Origin of the sequence: Rhizobium sp. M10 (assembly GCF_002531955.1) — a bacterium.
Taxonomy (GTDB): domain Bacteria; phylum Pseudomonadota; class Alphaproteobacteria; order Rhizobiales; family Rhizobiaceae; genus Rhizobium; species Rhizobium etli_C.
This window is the reverse complement of sequence record NZ_NWTA01000001.1, coordinates 322,387-338,662: the sequence shown is the minus strand read 5'-3', so window position 1 is coordinate 338,662 and position 16,276 is coordinate 322,387. Positions and strand designations below refer to the sequence as shown.

15 protein-coding genes and 1 riboswitch are annotated in these 16,276 nt (G+C 62.3%); of the genes, 11 read left to right on the top strand and 4 right to left on the bottom strand.

Going from position 1 to position 16,276, the window contains the following annotated elements; all coding sequences use genetic code 11:
- The first annotated feature begins 81 nt into the window (after positions 1–81).
- A complete protein-coding gene (locus tag CO671_RS01605) occupies positions 82–744 on the top strand; it encodes a sulfite oxidase-like oxidoreductase (RefSeq protein ID WP_097604050.1) in 663 nt (220 codons plus the stop codon).
- Here the strand turns inward: CO671_RS01605 and CO671_RS01600 are convergent.
- The 3 genes from CO671_RS01600 to CO671_RS01590 are packed head-to-tail and all read right to left on the bottom strand — an operon-like array spanning position 729 to position 2,309.
- Entirely contained in the window at positions 729–1,355 is a 627-nt protein-coding gene (locus CO671_RS01600) for a hypothetical protein (protein ID WP_097604049.1), read from the bottom strand. The genes CO671_RS01605 and CO671_RS01600 overlap by 16 nt on opposite strands.
- Positions 1,352–2,086, bottom strand: a complete 735-nt coding sequence (locus tag CO671_RS01595; RefSeq protein WP_097604048.1) for a CbtA family protein — start codon at positions 2,084–2,086, stop codon at positions 1,352–1,354. Before CO671_RS01595 ends, CO671_RS01600 begins: the two co-directional genes overlap by 4 nt.
- A 13-nt stretch (positions 2,087–2,099) precedes the next feature.
- The gene (locus tag CO671_RS01590; protein ID WP_097604047.1) at positions 2,100–2,309 is read right to left on the bottom strand and encodes a CbtB domain-containing protein; all 210 of its coding nucleotides are present in this window, start codon (positions 2,307–2,309) and stop codon (positions 2,100–2,102) included.
- A 50-nt stretch (positions 2,310–2,359) separates the two neighbouring features.
- Positions 2,360–2,435: riboswitch (cobalamin riboswitch) on the bottom strand.
- A gap of 131 nt (positions 2,436–2,566) precedes the next feature.
- Here CO671_RS01590 and CO671_RS01585 point away from each other — a divergent pair.
- The 4 genes from CO671_RS01585 to CO671_RS01570 all read left to right on the top strand — a co-directional run bounded on the left by CO671_RS01585 (position 2,567) and on the right by CO671_RS01570 (position 9,060).
- Positions 2,567–3,121, top strand: a complete 555-nt coding sequence (locus CO671_RS01585) for a histidine phosphatase family protein (protein WP_097604046.1) — start codon at positions 2,567–2,569, stop codon at positions 3,119–3,121.
- 484 nt (positions 3,122–3,605) lie between these two features.
- Positions 3,606–5,177 carry a bifunctional diguanylate cyclase/phosphodiesterase gene (locus CO671_RS01580; protein WP_097604045.1) on the top strand — a complete coding sequence of 524 codons (1,572 nt, stop codon included), beginning with the start codon at positions 3,606–3,608 and terminating at the stop codon, positions 5,175–5,177.
- Between the two features lie 245 nt (positions 5,178–5,422).
- On the top strand, positions 5,423–6,601 hold the full coding sequence (locus CO671_RS01575; RefSeq protein WP_097604044.1) for an acetate/propionate family kinase: 1,179 nt from the start codon (positions 5,423–5,425) through the stop codon (positions 6,599–6,601).
- 71 nt (positions 6,602–6,672) lie between these two features.
- Positions 6,673–9,060 (top strand): phosphoketolase family protein, encoded by a 2,388-nt coding sequence (locus tag CO671_RS01570; protein ID WP_097604043.1) that lies wholly within the window; start codon positions 6,673–6,675, stop codon positions 9,058–9,060.
- A 50-nt stretch (positions 9,061–9,110) separates the two neighbouring features.
- On the opposite strand, the gene CO671_RS01565 is transcribed toward CO671_RS01570, so the two are convergent.
- Entirely contained in the window at positions 9,111–10,001 is an 891-nt protein-coding gene (locus CO671_RS01565; RefSeq protein WP_097604042.1) for a helix-turn-helix domain-containing protein, read from the bottom strand.
- Positions 10,002–10,119: 118 nt separating this feature from the next.
- Here CO671_RS01565 and pobA point away from each other — a divergent pair, with 118 nt between their 5' ends.
- From pobA to CO671_RS01535, 6 genes are all read left to right on the top strand, one after another.
- Positions 10,120–11,292, top strand: a complete 1,173-nt coding sequence (pobA, locus tag CO671_RS01560) for a 4-hydroxybenzoate 3-monooxygenase (RefSeq protein WP_097604041.1) — start codon at positions 10,120–10,122, stop codon at positions 11,290–11,292.
- 176 nt (positions 11,293–11,468) lie between these two features.
- Entirely contained in the window at positions 11,469–12,641 is a 1,173-nt protein-coding gene (locus CO671_RS01555) for an ABC transporter substrate-binding protein (protein WP_097604085.1), read from the top strand.
- 66 nt (positions 12,642–12,707) lie between these two features.
- Positions 12,708–13,571, top strand: coding sequence for a branched-chain amino acid ABC transporter permease (locus tag CO671_RS01550; RefSeq protein WP_097604040.1), 864 nt, complete (start codon positions 12,708–12,710; stop codon positions 13,569–13,571).
- A gap of 1 nt (position 13,572) precedes the next feature.
- Positions 13,573–14,577, top strand: coding sequence for a branched-chain amino acid ABC transporter permease (locus CO671_RS01545; protein WP_097604039.1), 1,005 nt, complete (start codon positions 13,573–13,575; stop codon positions 14,575–14,577).
- Positions 14,574–15,338 (top strand): ABC transporter ATP-binding protein, encoded by a 765-nt coding sequence (locus CO671_RS01540; RefSeq protein WP_077990433.1) that lies wholly within the window; start codon positions 14,574–14,576, stop codon positions 15,336–15,338. The genes CO671_RS01545 and CO671_RS01540 overlap by 4 nt, the downstream gene beginning before the upstream one ends.
- Complete coding sequence (locus CO671_RS01535) at positions 15,319–16,035, top strand: ABC transporter ATP-binding protein (protein ID WP_097604038.1); 717 nt, start codon at positions 15,319–15,321, stop codon at positions 16,033–16,035. Before CO671_RS01540 ends, CO671_RS01535 begins: the two co-directional genes overlap by 20 nt.
- The last annotated feature ends 241 nt before the right edge of the window (positions 16,036–16,276 follow it).

Sequence of the window (16,276 nt, the reverse complement as noted above, 5' to 3'; positions counted from 1 at the left end):
ACGGGGATTTCCAAGGGTCTGCCGAAACTTGACACCCCGTCGGCCGAATGTCCTATTGCCGCAACGCAAGGAGACCGCTTCATGAGCGACGACCAGACGCCCGCCGACAGCAAGCTGACCAGTTCCAAGCGCCGCTGGGCGGCGGAGGGCAAATTCCTGACCGGTCGCGTCAGCCGTCCGCAAGCCGAGCGCCTGCCGCCCGGCCAGCACCTCGTCAAGAACTGGCCGGTGCTCGATCTCGGCCAGCAGCCGGTCATCTCTACCGACAGCTGGCGGTTCGAGGTCCGCGGCCTGGCCGAAACGCCACTCACCCTCAACTGGGCCGCCTTCCAGGCGATCGAGCAGAGCACCAGGATCAGCGATATCCACTGCGTCACCACCTGGTCGCGTTACGACAACAACTGGAAGGGCGTTTCGACGCGGGATCTGCTCGATCTCGCCATGCCGAAGCCGGAAGCGGCCTACGTCCTGCTGACGAGTTATGACGGCTACACCACCAACCTGCCGCTTGCCGATTTCGCCGCCGAGGACGCGATCCTGGCGACTTCATGGGAGGGTCTGCCGTTGACGCCGGATCATGGCGGCCCGATGCGCCTCGTCGTGCCGCATCTCTATTTCTGGAAAAGCGCCAAATGGCTGCGCCGGGTCGAGCTGATGCCCACCGACGAGGCCGGGTTCTGGGAAAAGAACGGCTACCACATGTATGGCGATCCGTGGCGCGAACAGCGCTATTCCGACGACTGAGCCTTCGGCCGCAAGACGGCTCTAAGCGCAAGGACAGCAAGACCGAACAGGGCAGCCAGTCCCGTCAACGATGCCATGCTGGCAGGATGAAGCGGCACCCTGCTCCAATTTGGCTTGACGATCTGGGCGGTGTTGAAAGCCTCGCCGCTGAACTGGCAGGTGATGAGCGCAAGCCCGCGCCGCGCCATATCTGCGTCGATAGCCGAGATGATTTCACCCGCCGCGGCCGCCTCCCGCGGCATCTCCCGCATCGACAGCAGCACGGCTTTCGTTGCCGCGAGATAGGCATGAGCGCATTCGTTGAAAGGGCTCTCCTCATCCGTGACGCTGCCCGGCATTCGGCCCCAGACGCAATAGGAATACTGGATTTCGGCGTAGTTCAGGACGCGGCGGAACGGTTCGTTCGTATCGACCGCCCGCGACGCCAGCGCGAGAATCCCGCTGCGGTAATCGGCAATGACCGCCATCTCGCCGTGCGAAATGGCCGGGATCTCGAGGCCGGCATGGCTGCCGCCGGCGCTGCGCTCATGGGCAGACGTGTTTCCCGCAAGCAATGGGAACAGGCTTGCGATCAGAGCGAGAGCCGCAAGCCTGCCGATGCGCCGAATCACCGGAAGACGGGCCGCAGCCCGCCCTTGAGGGCAAGCCGTCTTTCCGCCAGCGCTCCGAAGGCAAGGCCGAGCGTTGCCCAGAGAATCGCGTGCATGCCGAGTGAGGTCGTGCGGAACCGCCAGAGCACCATCGCCGAGAAATTCTCCGGTACTTCGTTGATCGGCGGCAGCAGATAAAGCACGACGCCGATAAAGACGAGATAGGCGAGAGCGGCGACGATCGCGCCGTTCCAAAGCCCGAAACGCTCGGAAAGGCGGCGCGACAGCGCCACGGCGGCAATCAGCGCCCCGACCGAAACAACGATCATCAGGAAGAACAGCTCGGTCCTGACGCCGATCGTGTCGGGATTGCCGACCGCCGGCGGGTTGGCCGGATATTTGATGCCGGGGACGAGAACGATGGCCACGAAGGCGGCAATGGCGATGGCGGCCGAGGTGCCACGCGCCGAAAGAGCGCTGAAGCGGCCATGCACGAAAGCAAAAGCGAGGGCAAAAAGCCCGCCGACGGCAACGCTGTAGGCCATAACGCCGGTGAAGAGACCGAGACCGGCCTGCGTGGCGCGGCTGACGACTTCAGGTTCGGCCGCTTGCCCGGCCGCCTGCGCGCTCGCCTCTTCGAAAGCGATCGCCGCATCGACCAGCGGTTCGCCGAAGATATGGGCGAAAGCGAATACGAGAATGCCAGCAATCACGCCCGCGAACATGCCGCGAAGCAAAAGGTTTCCAACCATGTCGGGAACTCCCTTAGTGGCAGGGAAAGCCGAGGAGATGACGGCCGTCATGCACGAATTCATGCACATACATGCCGTTGAACAGCGCCATCGCGCCTTCCTCGGTGCCGACGAAATAGATGGTGATGAGCATCAGCAGGCCGCCGAAGATCGCCCAGGGAAGAATTTCGCCGACGGGGATCGGCGCCGGTGCCGCGACGGGCGTGAAAGTGGTGTCAGACATGTATTCCTCCGGAATGACGCGTTCAGTCGAAAGAGTGCTTGTGCGGCAGGGTCTGACTTCCAGCGCGAAGAGCTTTCGACACGCTGGTCACAGTGGCGCGACCGCGCCGGATTTCCACCGGCTTCCAAACCCGCAACAGCCCGGTTATAGCTGCACGCTGAAGAGACTGTCAACGAAACTTCGCAAGCCGGCAAAGCGTCCTTTGGCGCCGGAACAGACGCGCGGCGCTGCAGTCGTATCGAGAGGTCAGAACGATCGTGAATACGCGCCTCACCTGGATCTGCCACGGCGCGACGGCGGCGAGCCGCAGGGCTCTTTTCCCGCTCGACGAACCGCTTGAGGCCAAGGCGGAAGAGGAAGCCGGCAAGATCGCCGCCCTGCCCCGCGCGGATCGTATCGTCACGAGCCCCGCCTTGCGCGCCCGCCAGACCGCCGAGGCGCTACGCCTCGAAGCCCTGGCGGATCCGGCGCTTCGTGATTGCGACCACGGCCGCTGGGCCGGCAGGCCGATCGCGACGGTCGAGGCGGAAGAACCGGAAAGCCTCATGGCCTGGATGACCGAGCCGGCGGCAGCACCGCACGGCGGCGAGAGCCTTGTTGATCTGCGAAAGCGCGTCGCCGGCTGGATGGACACCCAATCGGCCCTCGGCGGTCACGTCATCGCCGTCAGCCATGCGGCCGTCATCCGGGCGGCGGTCGCGCATGTGCTTCAAGCGCCGCCCTCCTCCTTCTGGCTGAGCGACGTCGAGCCGCTCGCCATCCTTCGCATGACCAGCAACGGCAGCCGCTGGTCTCTGCGCTTCCAGCATTAGAGATTCCTCATTTTATCCAGCCTTACACAAGCAAATTGCGTCATCCCTGTTGAACCCGATTTTGCGGGGACTACTTCCTTGTCCCAAGGAGATGGAAGAATGACATATGATTGGAGTGGAGAACGGACGCGGCGCCTGCGTTTCATGCGCCTCGCAACGTTCACGCTTCTGGCCGGTCTCATCGTCAGCGTTCCGTTGCTGATCGTCACCGCCTGAAGCACGAGAAAGGGCGAGCATGCGACAGCACGCTCGCCTTCGTTCTTCTTCCTGATCGTTGCAGTGCCAACCACCCGCAGCAATTATTCTCCTTCTGGTCGAAATCAGTAAAACAGCCGCGATGCCAATCCTGGTTGCATCGCAAGCGTCATCCAGGCTCCCGACGGCGCAGCAGCGTACTTCCCCCTCTGATAATTCGCCTTCTGGTTTCAACGAACATTTCAGACTTTTGTGATATCTCGACGCGGGTGGAGATGGAGAAGGCATAATGCCGGTGTTTTTCCAGAGCAGAGCCGGAAGGCAATGCATGTCGATCGTCGGTTTGGGGATAACCCTCTGGCTCCTCGGTACGCTGCTCCGGTTCGACGACAGCCTCGCTTCATTCATGACCGATTTCGGCGCATACGGTGCCGACAAGCTCGTTCTCGGGCTCGGCATCGCCGGCGCCATGAGCTTCGTCTATTCGGTGCTGCGCATTGCCGATCTGCGCAAGGAAATGGAATTGCGCGTCGCCGCTCAGGCGAAGGCCGACTGGACGGCAACTCATGATCACCTGACCAAGCTGCCGAACCGTTACGCCTTCGAGCGCAAGGCTCTCGCACGGCCGATCAAGAACGACGAGGCCGAAATCGAGGAATGGGACGACAACGTCACCATCTTTTCCGTCGATCTCGACGGCTTCAAGAAAGTCAACGATCTCGTCGGCCACAAGGGCGGTGACGTGTTGTTGATCGAAGTCGCCAGGCGCATCTGCGCGCTCGGCAATGCCGATTGCGTCTACCGCTTCGGCGGCGACGAATTCATCATCGTCGCCTTTGCCCTGACGGCGCAGCGGGAGGAGCGTTTCGCCAAGCTGCTGATCCAGGCCGTGACCCGGCCGATCCATATCGATGGCTTTGCCGTCGAAGTCGGCGCCAGCGTCGGCTACGATCGCTGGGCTGAAGGAGCCGAACCGCTGGAAGATGCCGCCCACCGTGCAGACCTCGCCATGTACGAGGCCAAGTCACGCGGCCCCAACCATTTTCTCGTCTTCGAAACCTCGATGCAGGACAAGGTAACCGAGCGCGCCGCCTTGGAAACCAGGCTGCGCGCCGCCATCGCCAATAAGGACATCAAGCCCTACTATCAGCCGCTGATCGACCTGAAGACCGGCCAGCTCTGCGGTTTCGAAGCGCTCGCGCGCTGGACGGGCGAGGATGGCATAGGCATTCCGCCGCCGGTCTTTATCGACATTGCCGAGGAAACCGGCATGATCACCGCCTTGTTCGAGGATCTCCTCGCCCAGGCCTGCAGCGACGCGCTCACCTGGCCGGCGCATGTCATGTTGTCCTTCAACGTCTCGCCGGTGCAGATGGAAGACAAGCTCTTGACATCCCGCATCCTCAAGGTGCTGTCGGCAACCCGGCTGCCGCCGCAACGCCTGGAGGTGGAGATAACCGAGAACGCGCTGATTCAGGATCCCGCTATCGCCGCCGTCATTCTCGAAGAACTGCATGCTGCCGGCATCCAGATCGCCCTCGATGATTTCGGCACAGGCTATTCGAGCCTCGCCCAGCTTGCCCGCTACCGCTTCGACAAAATCAAGATCGACAAAAGCTTCATCGCCACCTATCGCGACGACGAACGCCAGGAAAAGATCGTCCGCGCCATGCTTGGCCTCGGCAGAAGCCTCAATATCAAGACGACTGCGGAAGGCGTCGAGGAGCATGGCCAGCTGGCCTTCCTGCTGCAGCTCGGCTGCGACATCGGCCAGGGCTATCTTTTCGGCAAGGCGATGCCCGCCGCCGAGGCGGGCATCTTCATCAGCGATCGCAATGCCAGTCTGGCCTCAACGGCCTGACGCTATGCCTTAAAAGACTTGGGCCGCAGTACCAGGACGAGCCCGAACAGCGGCAAGAACCACCTGCCGGCCGAATTCGAGCTGTGGCGCGGGTGGGAAGATGAAGATGCCGCGTCACAATCGCACTCGAAGAAGATGATAGGCTCACCGGGGCAAAATAACCACGGACGAATGGATGCCTTTCCGCCGGCTGCGCCGGCGCTAAGTTCGACCCATCATCACGACCGCATGGAGTCGGCAAAGACATGCCCTCGAACGACCTGCTTCTGACCTTCAATGCCGGCTCCTCGACGGTCAAGATCGGCATCTTTGCCATGGAAGGCGCCAAGGCGCGGCGCATCGGCAAGGGCGTGATCGATTTCCGCGCCGAACCGCTTTCACTCGGACTGAGCCGGGGGCCGCAGACATTCGACATGCCGTTGAAGGCCGGGGTGACGGAAGACCTGCACGATGTCATCGACGAGACCTTCGCGCGTCTCGCCGATCATTTCGACATGGCCGCCAGCCGCGCCGCCGGCCACCGCGTCGTCCATGGCGGCGACCGCTTTACGAAAGCGATCGCCCTCGACGCCGCGGCAATCGGCGCCATCGATGCGCTGACGCCGCTTGCGCCCCTGCATCAGCCGCAGGCGCTGCGTTTCATCCGCGCGCTGGCGCATCTGAAGCCGCATCTTGTCCAGACGGCCTCCTTCGACACCGCCTTCCATGCCACGCAGGACGATCTCGTCCGCCGTCTCGCCATACCGCGCTCGCTGCATGACGAGGGCATCAAGCGTTACGGCTTCCATGGGCTTTCCTATAAGTTCATCGCCGGTGAACTTACCCGCAAGGCGCCGCAGGCGGCCAAGGCTGTGGTCGCCCATCTCGGCAGCGGCGCCAGCCTCTGTGCGCTGGAAGGCGGCATCAGCCGCGATTGCAGCATGGGCTTTTCGACCCTCGACGGCATCCCGATGGCGACGCGCCCAGGCTGGCTCGATCCCGGCGTCATCCTGTATCTGGCCGGAGAGCGAAAACAATCCCTGGAAGAAATCGAGGATCTGCTCTATCGCCGCTCAGGCCTGCTCGGCGTTTCCGGCATCAGCGCCGACACACGCGATCTGTTGAAAGACGGCCGGCCGGAGGCGCGCCAGGCGATCGACCTCTTGACGCTGCGCATTGCCGGCGAGATCGGCCGCATGGCGGCAACGCTCGGCGGCCTCGATGCCGTCGTCTTCACTGCCGGCATCGGCGAAAATCAGCCGGAGATCCGCGCCGGCGTGGCCAGACACCTCGCCTGGCTCGGCCTTTCGATCGACACAAAGGCCAATACCGCCAATGATTTCACGATCAGCACCGGGCAAAGCCGCATGACCGCCCATGTCATTGCCACGGACGAGGAACAGGTGATCGCCGACGAGGCGCTGTCCCTGCTTGCCGCCCGCTGATCCAGATCAATGGCGGGCCGGCGCCGGCGGCTAGAATTGACGTTGAACGCGTTTTCGAACGGGAGAAGCCCATGGAAAAGCATGTCTCGACCGCCGCCGCCTTGACCGACGCAGAACTCACCCAGATCGACCGCTATTGGCGGGCCGCCAACTATCTCTCGGTCGGCCAGATCTACCTGCTTGCCAATCCGCTGCTGCGCGAGCCGCTGAAACCGGAACACATCAAACCCCGCCTGCTCGGCCACTGGGGCACGACGCCCGGCCTCAACTTCATCTATGCCCATCTCAACCGCCTGATCCGCGCCCGCGATCTCGACATCATCTATATATGCGGCCCCGGCCACGGCGGGCCGGGCATGGTTGCCAATACGTATCTCGAAGGCACCTACAGCGAGATCTATCCCAATATTTCCGAGGATGCCGAAGGCATGCGCAAGCTCTTCCGGCAATTCTCCTTCCCTGGCGGCATCCCGAGCCATGCGGCGCCTGAAACGCCAGGATCGATCCACGAGGGCGGCGAACTCGGTTACGCCCTCGTCCATGCCTATGGCGCCGCCTTCGACAATCCCGACCTGATCGTCGCCTGCGTCGTCGGCGACGGCGAGGCCGAGACCGGGCCGTTGGCGGCGAGCTGGCATTCCAACAAGTTCCTCAATCCCGCCCGCGACGGCGCCGTGCTGCCGATCCTGCATCTCAACGGCTACAAGATCGCCAACCCGACCGTTCTCGGCCGTGCCGGAGACGATGATCTCCGTCGCCTCTTCGAAGGCTACGGTTACGAACCCTTCTTCGTCGACGGCCATGAGCCGCGCGACATGCACCAGCAGATGGCCGCGACGCTGGACCGGATCTTCGACCGCATTCGTGAGATCCAGAGCCAGGCCCGTGACGGCAAGGCTCCGGACGGCTGCCCGCGCTGGCCGATGATCGTGCTGCGCAGCCCCAAGGGCTGGACCGGCCCGAAAGAAGTCGACGGCAAGAAAGTCGAAGGCTTCTGGCGTGCCCATCAGGTGCCGGTTTCCAACTGCCGCGAGAATGACGGCCATCGCAAAATTCTCGAGGACTGGATGCGCAGCTACGGGCCGGAGGACCTGTTCGGCGCCGATGGCCGACTGAAACCCGAGCTGCGGGCGCTGGCGCCTGCCGGCAAACGCCGCATGGGCGCCAATCCGCATGCCAATGGCGGTTTGCTGCGCCGGGAACTCGATACCCCCGATATAAGCGGCTATGCAGTCGAGATCGGCAAGCGCGGCAGCGTCGCGGCCCAGTCGACGGAAATTCTCGGCCATTACTTGCGCGACACGATGAAGCGCAACGCGACGGCGGCGAATTTCCGGATCTTCGGCCCCGACGAGACGGAATCGAACCGCCTCGGCAGCGTCTTCGAGGTCACCGACCGCGTCTGGATGGAGGATATCGAGCCCTATGATATCCATCTCTCCCGCGATGGACGCGTCATGGAGGTGCTCTCCGAACATCTCTGCCAGGGCTGGCTGGAAGGCTACCTGCTGACCGGCCGCCACGGCCTCTTCTCCTGCTACGAGGCCTTCATCCACATCATCGATTCGATGTTCAACCAGCACGCCAAATGGCTGAAAGTGACGCGCGAGCTTGAATGGCGAGAACCGATCTCGTCGCTGAACTACCTGCTGACCTCGCATGTCTGGCGCCAGGACCATAACGGCTTCAGCCACCAGGATCCCGGTTTCGTCGATCTCGTCGCCAACAAGAAGGCCGATATCGTCCGCATCTATCTGCCGCCGGATGCCAATACCCTGCTCTGGGTCGGCGACCATTGCCTGCGCACCTATGACCGCATCAACGTCATCGTCGCCGGCAAACAGCCGGAGCCGCAATGGCTGTCGATGGATGAGGCGACGAAACATTGCGAGGCCGGCATCGGCGTCTGGCACTGGGCAAGCAACGAGAAAGACGCCGTCGCGCCCGACCTCGTCATGGCCTGTGCCGGCGACGTGCCGACGATGGAGACGCTTGCCGCCGTCGACCTGTTGCGCAAGGCCGTCCCGGCGCTGAAGATCCGCACCGTCAACGTCGTCGATCTCTTGGCGCTGCAATCCAGGGACCAGCATCCACACGGCCTGACCGACGAGGCCTTCGACGCCATCTTCACGCCGGACAAGCCGGTGATTTTCGCCTATCACGGCTATCCCTATCTCATTCATCGCCTGACCTATAAGCGCACCAACCACGAGAACATCCACGTCCGCGGCTTCATCGAAGAGGGCACGACGACGACGCCCTTCGACATGACCGTCCTCAATGAGCTCGATCGCTACCACCTCGCGATCGAAGCGATCGAGCGCGTACCGGGCCTGAAGGAAAAGGCGACGGACGCGCTTGCCGCCTTCCGCGACAAGCTTGCCGAGCATCACGATTATGTCAGGGAACACGGCGAGGACTTGCCGGAGGTGCGGAACTGGACATGGCCGGCGGCGTGAGACATCGGTGACGTGCGCCCGCGAATGCGGCGTCGCCGGATGCCAAAACCTTATGCTCGGTCGAGTCGGGCCTTTTCCGTCAGGCGCCAGACCCGCGGCGTTTCGCCGGCATATTTCAGGAAGAAGCGCGAGAAATAGGCGGGGTCGGCAAAGCCGAGGCGGAATCCGATCTCCTGAACGCTGCCGAGCGTAAAGACAAGCTGACGCTTCGCCTCCTCGACGAGTTTGGCGGCGATCAGCTCGTGCGGCGTGCTGCCGGTCATCGACCGGACGATCCGGGTGAGGTGCGTCGGCGAGACCCCGAGTTCCCTGGCGTAGAAGGATGCCGGCTTGTGGGATCGAAAATGCTGCTGAATGAGCTCGCCCAGCATGTCCATCCGTCGCTCGTTTTCGTTTGACGCAAGCTCCCCCGAATTCCCCTCATGAGAGATCCGAGCCGTCAGCCGCAGCGCCAAACCGACGTAGGCTGCCAAGACCTCGTTGCGGCCACTGCGGCGATTTTCGAATTCGTCGCCCAGCCGCCGCAAAGTCTGCATCACATGGGCAGCCTCGGCATTATCAGGATCGAGCGGCGTCAGATGCGGCGTCGCCAGCCATTCGCCGAGATGGCTCCGCTCACCGGGTGGATGGCTGAGATGGGATCGCAATATGGTGATGACAAGACCGTCGATGTCGCGTGAAAAACGAAAGCCGTGATTGAACCCCGGGGGAACCGTAATGACCGCCGGCGGCCGGATGGCATGGCTCCTGTCGCCGAAGATCGCATCGCCCGAACCGGCTTCGATGTACAATATCTGAAAGAAGCTTTCGTGGCGGTGCAGTCGGATTTCCCATTGATGCAGGCTGCTCCGGGAGCGAATTGTTTCGCAATGCAACCAAAATTCCGGCGATCGTCCGACGTTTTCGCCGTAGAGCTCGTAGGTCGGTATATGTCTGCTCATCGGCTCCCTCCCATGCCAATGTTCGATTAGTGCAATTTTTAGGGTGGAATGTCCATTGTGGCGATCCGGTCGGCGCGGCAGAATCTGACAAAACGCAAAAATGGGAGGGAGGAAGCATTTGCGAACTCAGGTCGCCATCATCGGTTCGGGACCATCCGGCTTGCTGCTCGGTCAGCTTCTGACCGAAGCCGGCATCGACAATGTCATTCTCGATCGCGTCAACAAGGACTACATCCTCGGCCGGGTGCGCGCCGGCGTTTTGGAGGATGGCACCGTCGGTCTGCTGGACCAGGCCAAAGCCGGCGCCAGGCTGCACGCCGAAGGCCTGCCGCATGACGGCTTCTCGCTCGCCTTCGACGGACGCGACCACCGCATCGATCTGCATGAACTCACCGGCGGCAGGCGCGTCACCGTCTACGGCCAGACCGAGGTGACGCGCGACCTGATGGAGCGGCGCGAAGCAAGCGGCGCCCTGTCGATCTACGATGCCGCCGATGTCGCACCGCATGATTTCGACGGCCGCTCTCCTTTCGTTACCTATACAAAGGACGGCGCTGCCAGGCGCATCGATTGCGATTTTATCGCCGGTTGCGACGGCTTTCATGGCGCAAGCCGCAAGGCCGTCCCCGAAGGGGCGATCAAAAGTTTCGAGAAGGTCTATCCGTTCGGCTGGCTGGGCCTGCTTGCCGAGGTGGCGCCGGTCAGCCACGAACTGATCTACGCCAACCATCCGAGGGGCTTTGCACTCTGTTCGATGCGTTCGGCGACGCGCAGCCGCTATTACCTCCAATGTCCGCTCGACGAGAAGGTCGAGGACTGGAGCGACGATCGCTTCTGGGACGAGCTGAGGCGGCGTCTGCCGGCGCACCACGCCGAGGCGTTGAAAACCGCGCCGTCCTTCGAGAAATCGATCGCACCTTTACGCTCCTTCGTCGCCGAGCCGATGCGTTTCGGCCGGCTTTTCCTTGTCGGCGACGCCGCCCATATCGTGCCGCCGACCGGCGCCAAGGGGCTGAATCTTGCGGCCAGCGACGTCCATTACCTATTCTCCGGGCTGATCGAGCATTACCGCGAAGGCTCGGATCATGGCATCGACGCCTATTCGCAGGTTGCACTTGCCCGTGTGTGGAAATCCGTGCGGTTTTCCTGGTGGATGACGACGATGATGCATCGTTTCCCCGATACCGGTGATTTCGATCAGAGGATTCAGGAGGCCGAACTCGACTATCTCACGCATTCCCGCGCCGCCTCGACGGTCCTTGCCGAAAATTATGTGGGGTTGCCGTTCTGAAGGATTGCGGATGAAGGCTGCGCGCAGCGGTGAACACCGGGCGTTCGGGACGCAGAACACATAACCAACAGATCATGTGTTTGGGGTTTTATTTCATTTTACATCACCATTTCGCATGAGAAGCTAACATGAAGTTCAATACGGCGCCGGAGTACGCCGAAAAGGGAGAGAGAAGAATGAGGAAGCTGTTTCTGGCCGCCGCTGCGGCCATCGTCATGGGCACGAGCGCCTATGCCGACACGATCAAGGTCGGCGTCATCGGCCCGTTCTCCGGTCCGTTCGCGCTTCAGGGCAAGAACTTCAAGGCCGGCATCGACGCCTATATGGCGGCCAATGGCAGCAAGGTCGGCAACGACACCGTCGAGATCGTCTATCGCGACGTGCCGCAGGCCGATCCTGCCCAATCCAAGGCGCTTGCCCAGGAACTGATCGTCAAGGAAAAGGTCCAGTATCTTGCCGGCTTCTATTTCACCCCAGATGCCATGGCGGTGACGCCGATCCTGAAGCAGGGCAATGTGCCGATGGTCGTTATGAACGCCGCGACCTCGACGATCGTCACCAAGAGCCCGCTCGTTGTGCGCACCTCGTTCACGACTTGGCAGACCTCGACGCCGATCGCAAAAGTCGCCTTCGACGCCGGCGTCAAGAAGGTAATCTCGGTCGTCAGCGATTACGGCCCGGGCGTCGATGCCGAGAATGCCTTCAAGACCGGCTTCGAAAAGGCCGGCGGCCAGGTGGTCGAGGCGATCCGCATGCCGCTAGCGACCAACGATTTCAGCCCGATCATGCAGCGCATCAAGGATTCCGGCGCTGAGGGCGTCTTCGCCTTCCTGCCATCGGGACCGACGACGCTCGGCTTCGTCAAGGCTTACAACGAAAACGGTCTGAAGGCCGCCGGCATCAAGTTCTTCGCACCGGGCGACCTGACGCAGGAATCCGACCTGCCGGCGCTGGGTGACGCCGCGCTCGGCATCCAGACGACCTTCCACTATGCCGTGTCGCACGATTCTCCCGAGAACAAGGCTTTCGTCGAGGCGGCCACCAAGGCGATCGGCAACAAGGCCGAACTCTCCTTCCCGGCAGTCAGCGCCTATGACGGCATGTATGTCATCTACAAGATGATCGAGGCGACGGGCGGCAAGCAGGATGCTGAAAAGGCTGTCGATGCGGTGAAGGGCCTTGCCTGGGTGAGCCCGCGCGGCCCGGTTTCGATCGATCCGGAAAGCCGCCACATCACGCAGAACATCTATCTGCGCGAAGTCGCCAAGGCCGACGACGGGACCTACATCAACAAGGAGGTCCAGACCTTCGAGAAGCAGGGCGATCCGGGCCTGGCAGCGACCAAGTAACATCGGGCGTCAGAACATGCGGCGGACTTGGAATCCCAGGTCCGTCGCATTCAAGCAGGTAGTTCCATGCAGACAGTCTTCAGCATAGCCGTCGACGCGCTAGCCTATGGCATGGTGCTCTTCGTGATCTCGATCGGCCTTTCCGTCACCATGGGGCTGATGCGCGTCGTCAACCTCGCGCACGGCGCCTTCGCCATGATCGGCGGCTACATCGCCTCCTATGCCGCACGTGACCTCGGCCTCGGTTATGCCATGGCGATCATCGCTGCCGTGGTCGCCACGATCATCATTGCAATCCCTCTCGAGCGCTTCCTCTATCGCCGGATCTACGGCGCGCCGGAACTGACCCAGGTGCTGATGACGATCGGCATCACTTTCTGCATCATCGGCATCGCCAATTACCTGATGGGACCAACGCTGAAGACCATACCGCTTGCCGCGGCGCTGCAGGGTTCGGCCGATCTCGGCTTTCGCACCATCCCCGTTCACCGGCTTTTCGCCATCCTGTGCGGCCTCGCCGTGGCGCTGGCGCTCTGGTTCGCGATCGAAAGGACCAGCTTCGGCGTCAAGCTGCGCGCCTCCGTGGATGACGCGGCGATGGCCGCAGCACTCGGCGTGCGCACCGAGATCATCTATGCGGTGAGCTTTGCCATCGCCGTCGGGCTTGCCGCCTTCGGCGGCGTGGTCGGCGCCGAACTCTTGCCGGTCGAGCCCTATTATGCGCTGCGCTACATGGTGACCTTCCTGGTCGTCGTCTCCGTCGGCGGCGCCGGCTCCATTCCCGGCGCGCTGATCGCCTGCCTGCTGCTCGGCGCGATCGATACGACGGGCCGCTATCTGATGCCGGAGTTCGGGGAATTCTTCTTCTATCTTGCCGTGATCGCGATCATCTGCGTCTTCCCGCGCGGCCTTGCCGGGAGGGCGAAGTGAGATGGCGCTTGTGTTGAACAACGAAAACGGACGTCTCCAGCAACGGCGCGGTTATGTCAGCCGCGATCTCGCCGGCATCATGGTGATCATCGCCGTTGCCGCCATCGGCTATTTCGCCTTCCCTGATAATCTCGCGCTTCTGACGCGGATGATCACCATCGCGCTGCTCGTGCTCTCGCTTGATCTCGTGACCGGTTATTGCGGCGTTGCGACGCTCGGCCATGCCGCCCTGTTCGGCTCCGGCGCCTATGCCGCCGGCATCCTGTCGGCGCATTACGGCATCAATGATCCGCTGCTGATGCTGCTTGCCGGCATTGCCGGCGGCGTAGCTTCCGGGCTGCTCAGCGGCGCGATCATTCTGCGCGCGCATGGCCTACCGCAGCTCGTGCTGTCGATTGCCCTCATCCATCTCTTCCACGAATTCGCCAACAAGGCCTCCTCATGGACAGGAGGCAGTGATGGACTTTCCGGCATCGCGCCCGACCCGGTCCTCGGCCTTTTTGAATTCGATCTTTATGGCCGCACCGCCTTCTTTTTCGGAATGACGCTGCTGCTTGTTGTCTTCGTGCTGCTGAGACTGCTGGTGCGTTCACCCTTCGGCATGCTCTGCCGCGCCATCAAGCAGGACCCGTTGCGTATCCGCGCCATGGGTGGTTCGCCGAAGGGCGCGCTCATCAGGATGTACGCGATCTCGGGCGCGGTTGCCGGGGTCGGCGGCGCCTTGAACGCGATCTCGACGCAGGTCGTCGGTCTGGACAGCCTGTCTTTCACGCAGTCGGCGGAGGCGCTCGTCATGCTCGTGCTCGGCGGCACCGGCTCTCTCTTCGGGGCGCTCTCCGGCACGATCATCTTCATGCTCTTCGAGGACTATGTCTCGGCCGCCAATCCCTTCCACTGGCTGACCATGGTCGGTGCGCTCTTGATCGCCGTCGTGCTCTTCGCGCCGAAAGGGCTTTACGGAACGGCCGCAAATTTCATTGATCGCCGCAGGGAGCAGCGCTCATGAGCCATGTCTTCGAAGTCGCCAATCTCCGGAAAGCCTTCGGCGGCCTTGCCGTCACCAACGATGTTTCGCTGGCGATGGCACCCGGCGACCGCGTCGCGCTGATCGGCCCGAACGGCGCCGGCAAGACCACCTTCGTCAACCTCGTCACCGGCAACCTCCCCCCCGATTCCGGCGAGGTCCGCCTTGGCGGCGAAACGGTGACGGCGGTCAATGCGATCGGCAGGGTCAAACGCGGCCTCGTCCGCTCCTTTCAGGTGACACGGCTTTTCCAGGACATGACGCCCGCCGAACATGTCGGGCTCGCTGTCCTGCAGCGGGACGGAAAGACCTGGAACATGTTCGGTAATTTCCTCTCGATGCCCGACGTCATGGCCGAGATCGACGACCTCCTGGGAAAGCTCGGACTGACGCCGCTGATGCATCGCAAGGTCAGCGAGATTGCCTATGGACAGCAGCGGCTTCTCGAACTTGCCGTCGCGCTGGCGCTGAAGCCGAAGGTGCTGCTGCTCGACGAGCCGGCCGCCGGAGTGCCGCAAAGCGATACCGGCCGCATCGAGCAAGCGCTTGCTGATCTGCCCGCCGATCTCGCCGTGCTGATGATCGAGCACGACATGGATCTTGTTTTTCGTTTTGCCAAACGTGTCATCGTGCTGGCCGCCGGCGCGATCATTTTCGACGGCCGGCCTGAAGATGTCACGAGGGATGCGCGTGTGCGCGAGGCCTATCTCGGGAGTTATGCCAATGCCAGCCCTGTCGCTTGAGGTCGAAAATCTGTCGGCCGGATACGGGCCGACGCGGGTGTTGGAAGGCATTTCCTTCGCAGTGCCGGCAGGCGCAAGGCTTGCCGTGCTCGGCCGCAACGGCATGGGCAAGACGACGCTGCTGGCAACGCTCGCAGGCCAGACCAGACGCTACGAGGGCCGCATCACCCTTGGCGATGCGGACGTCACAACAGCACCAAGCGCAACACGCGCGCACAAGGGTCTCGGTTATGTGCCGCAGACACGTTGCGTCTTCCCGACGCTGACCGTCGAAGAGAACCTTTTCGTCGGTTTGAAGGCGCGGCCGAAGACGGCGCTGGAGGAAGCCTATGCGCTGTTCCCGCGCCTGAAGGAGCGCCGCCGCAACCTCGGCAACCAACTCTCCGGCGGCGAACAGCAGATGCTTTCGACGGCCCGCACCATTCTCGGCCGCCCGTCGGTGCTGCTGCTCGACGAACCGCTCGAGGGTCTCGCCCCCGTTATCTGCGAGGAACTGATGGCAGCCTTCGCCGGACTCGCCAAGTCAGGCGACATGACCATCCTTCTTGTCGAGCAGCGGATCCAGAGCGCGCTCGATTTCGCCGATCAGGTCGTCATTCTCGAACGAGGGCGGCTGGCCTGGGCGGGAACGCCGGCAGACCTATCCAAGGACCACGAAGCCGTCGAAAGCTTGCTCGGAGTGGGCGGCCTGCATTGAAGCAATCAATGCCGTATATCGTCATGATGACGTCATCATGAGCTTGGCATTATTACGCTGCCGGAAATATTTCTGCTGGCCTAAATTGATCGAAAGCTGGAACAGGCAGAAAATACCGCATTCTCCAAAGCCGCATCAGCGTAAGACAGCGCATAAATCTTCATTTCCAAGGGAATAGACGCCGGCGTCAGTCCCTTTACTGGATCTTGAGCTGCAGACAAATTGCGCCTGTTGGATTTGA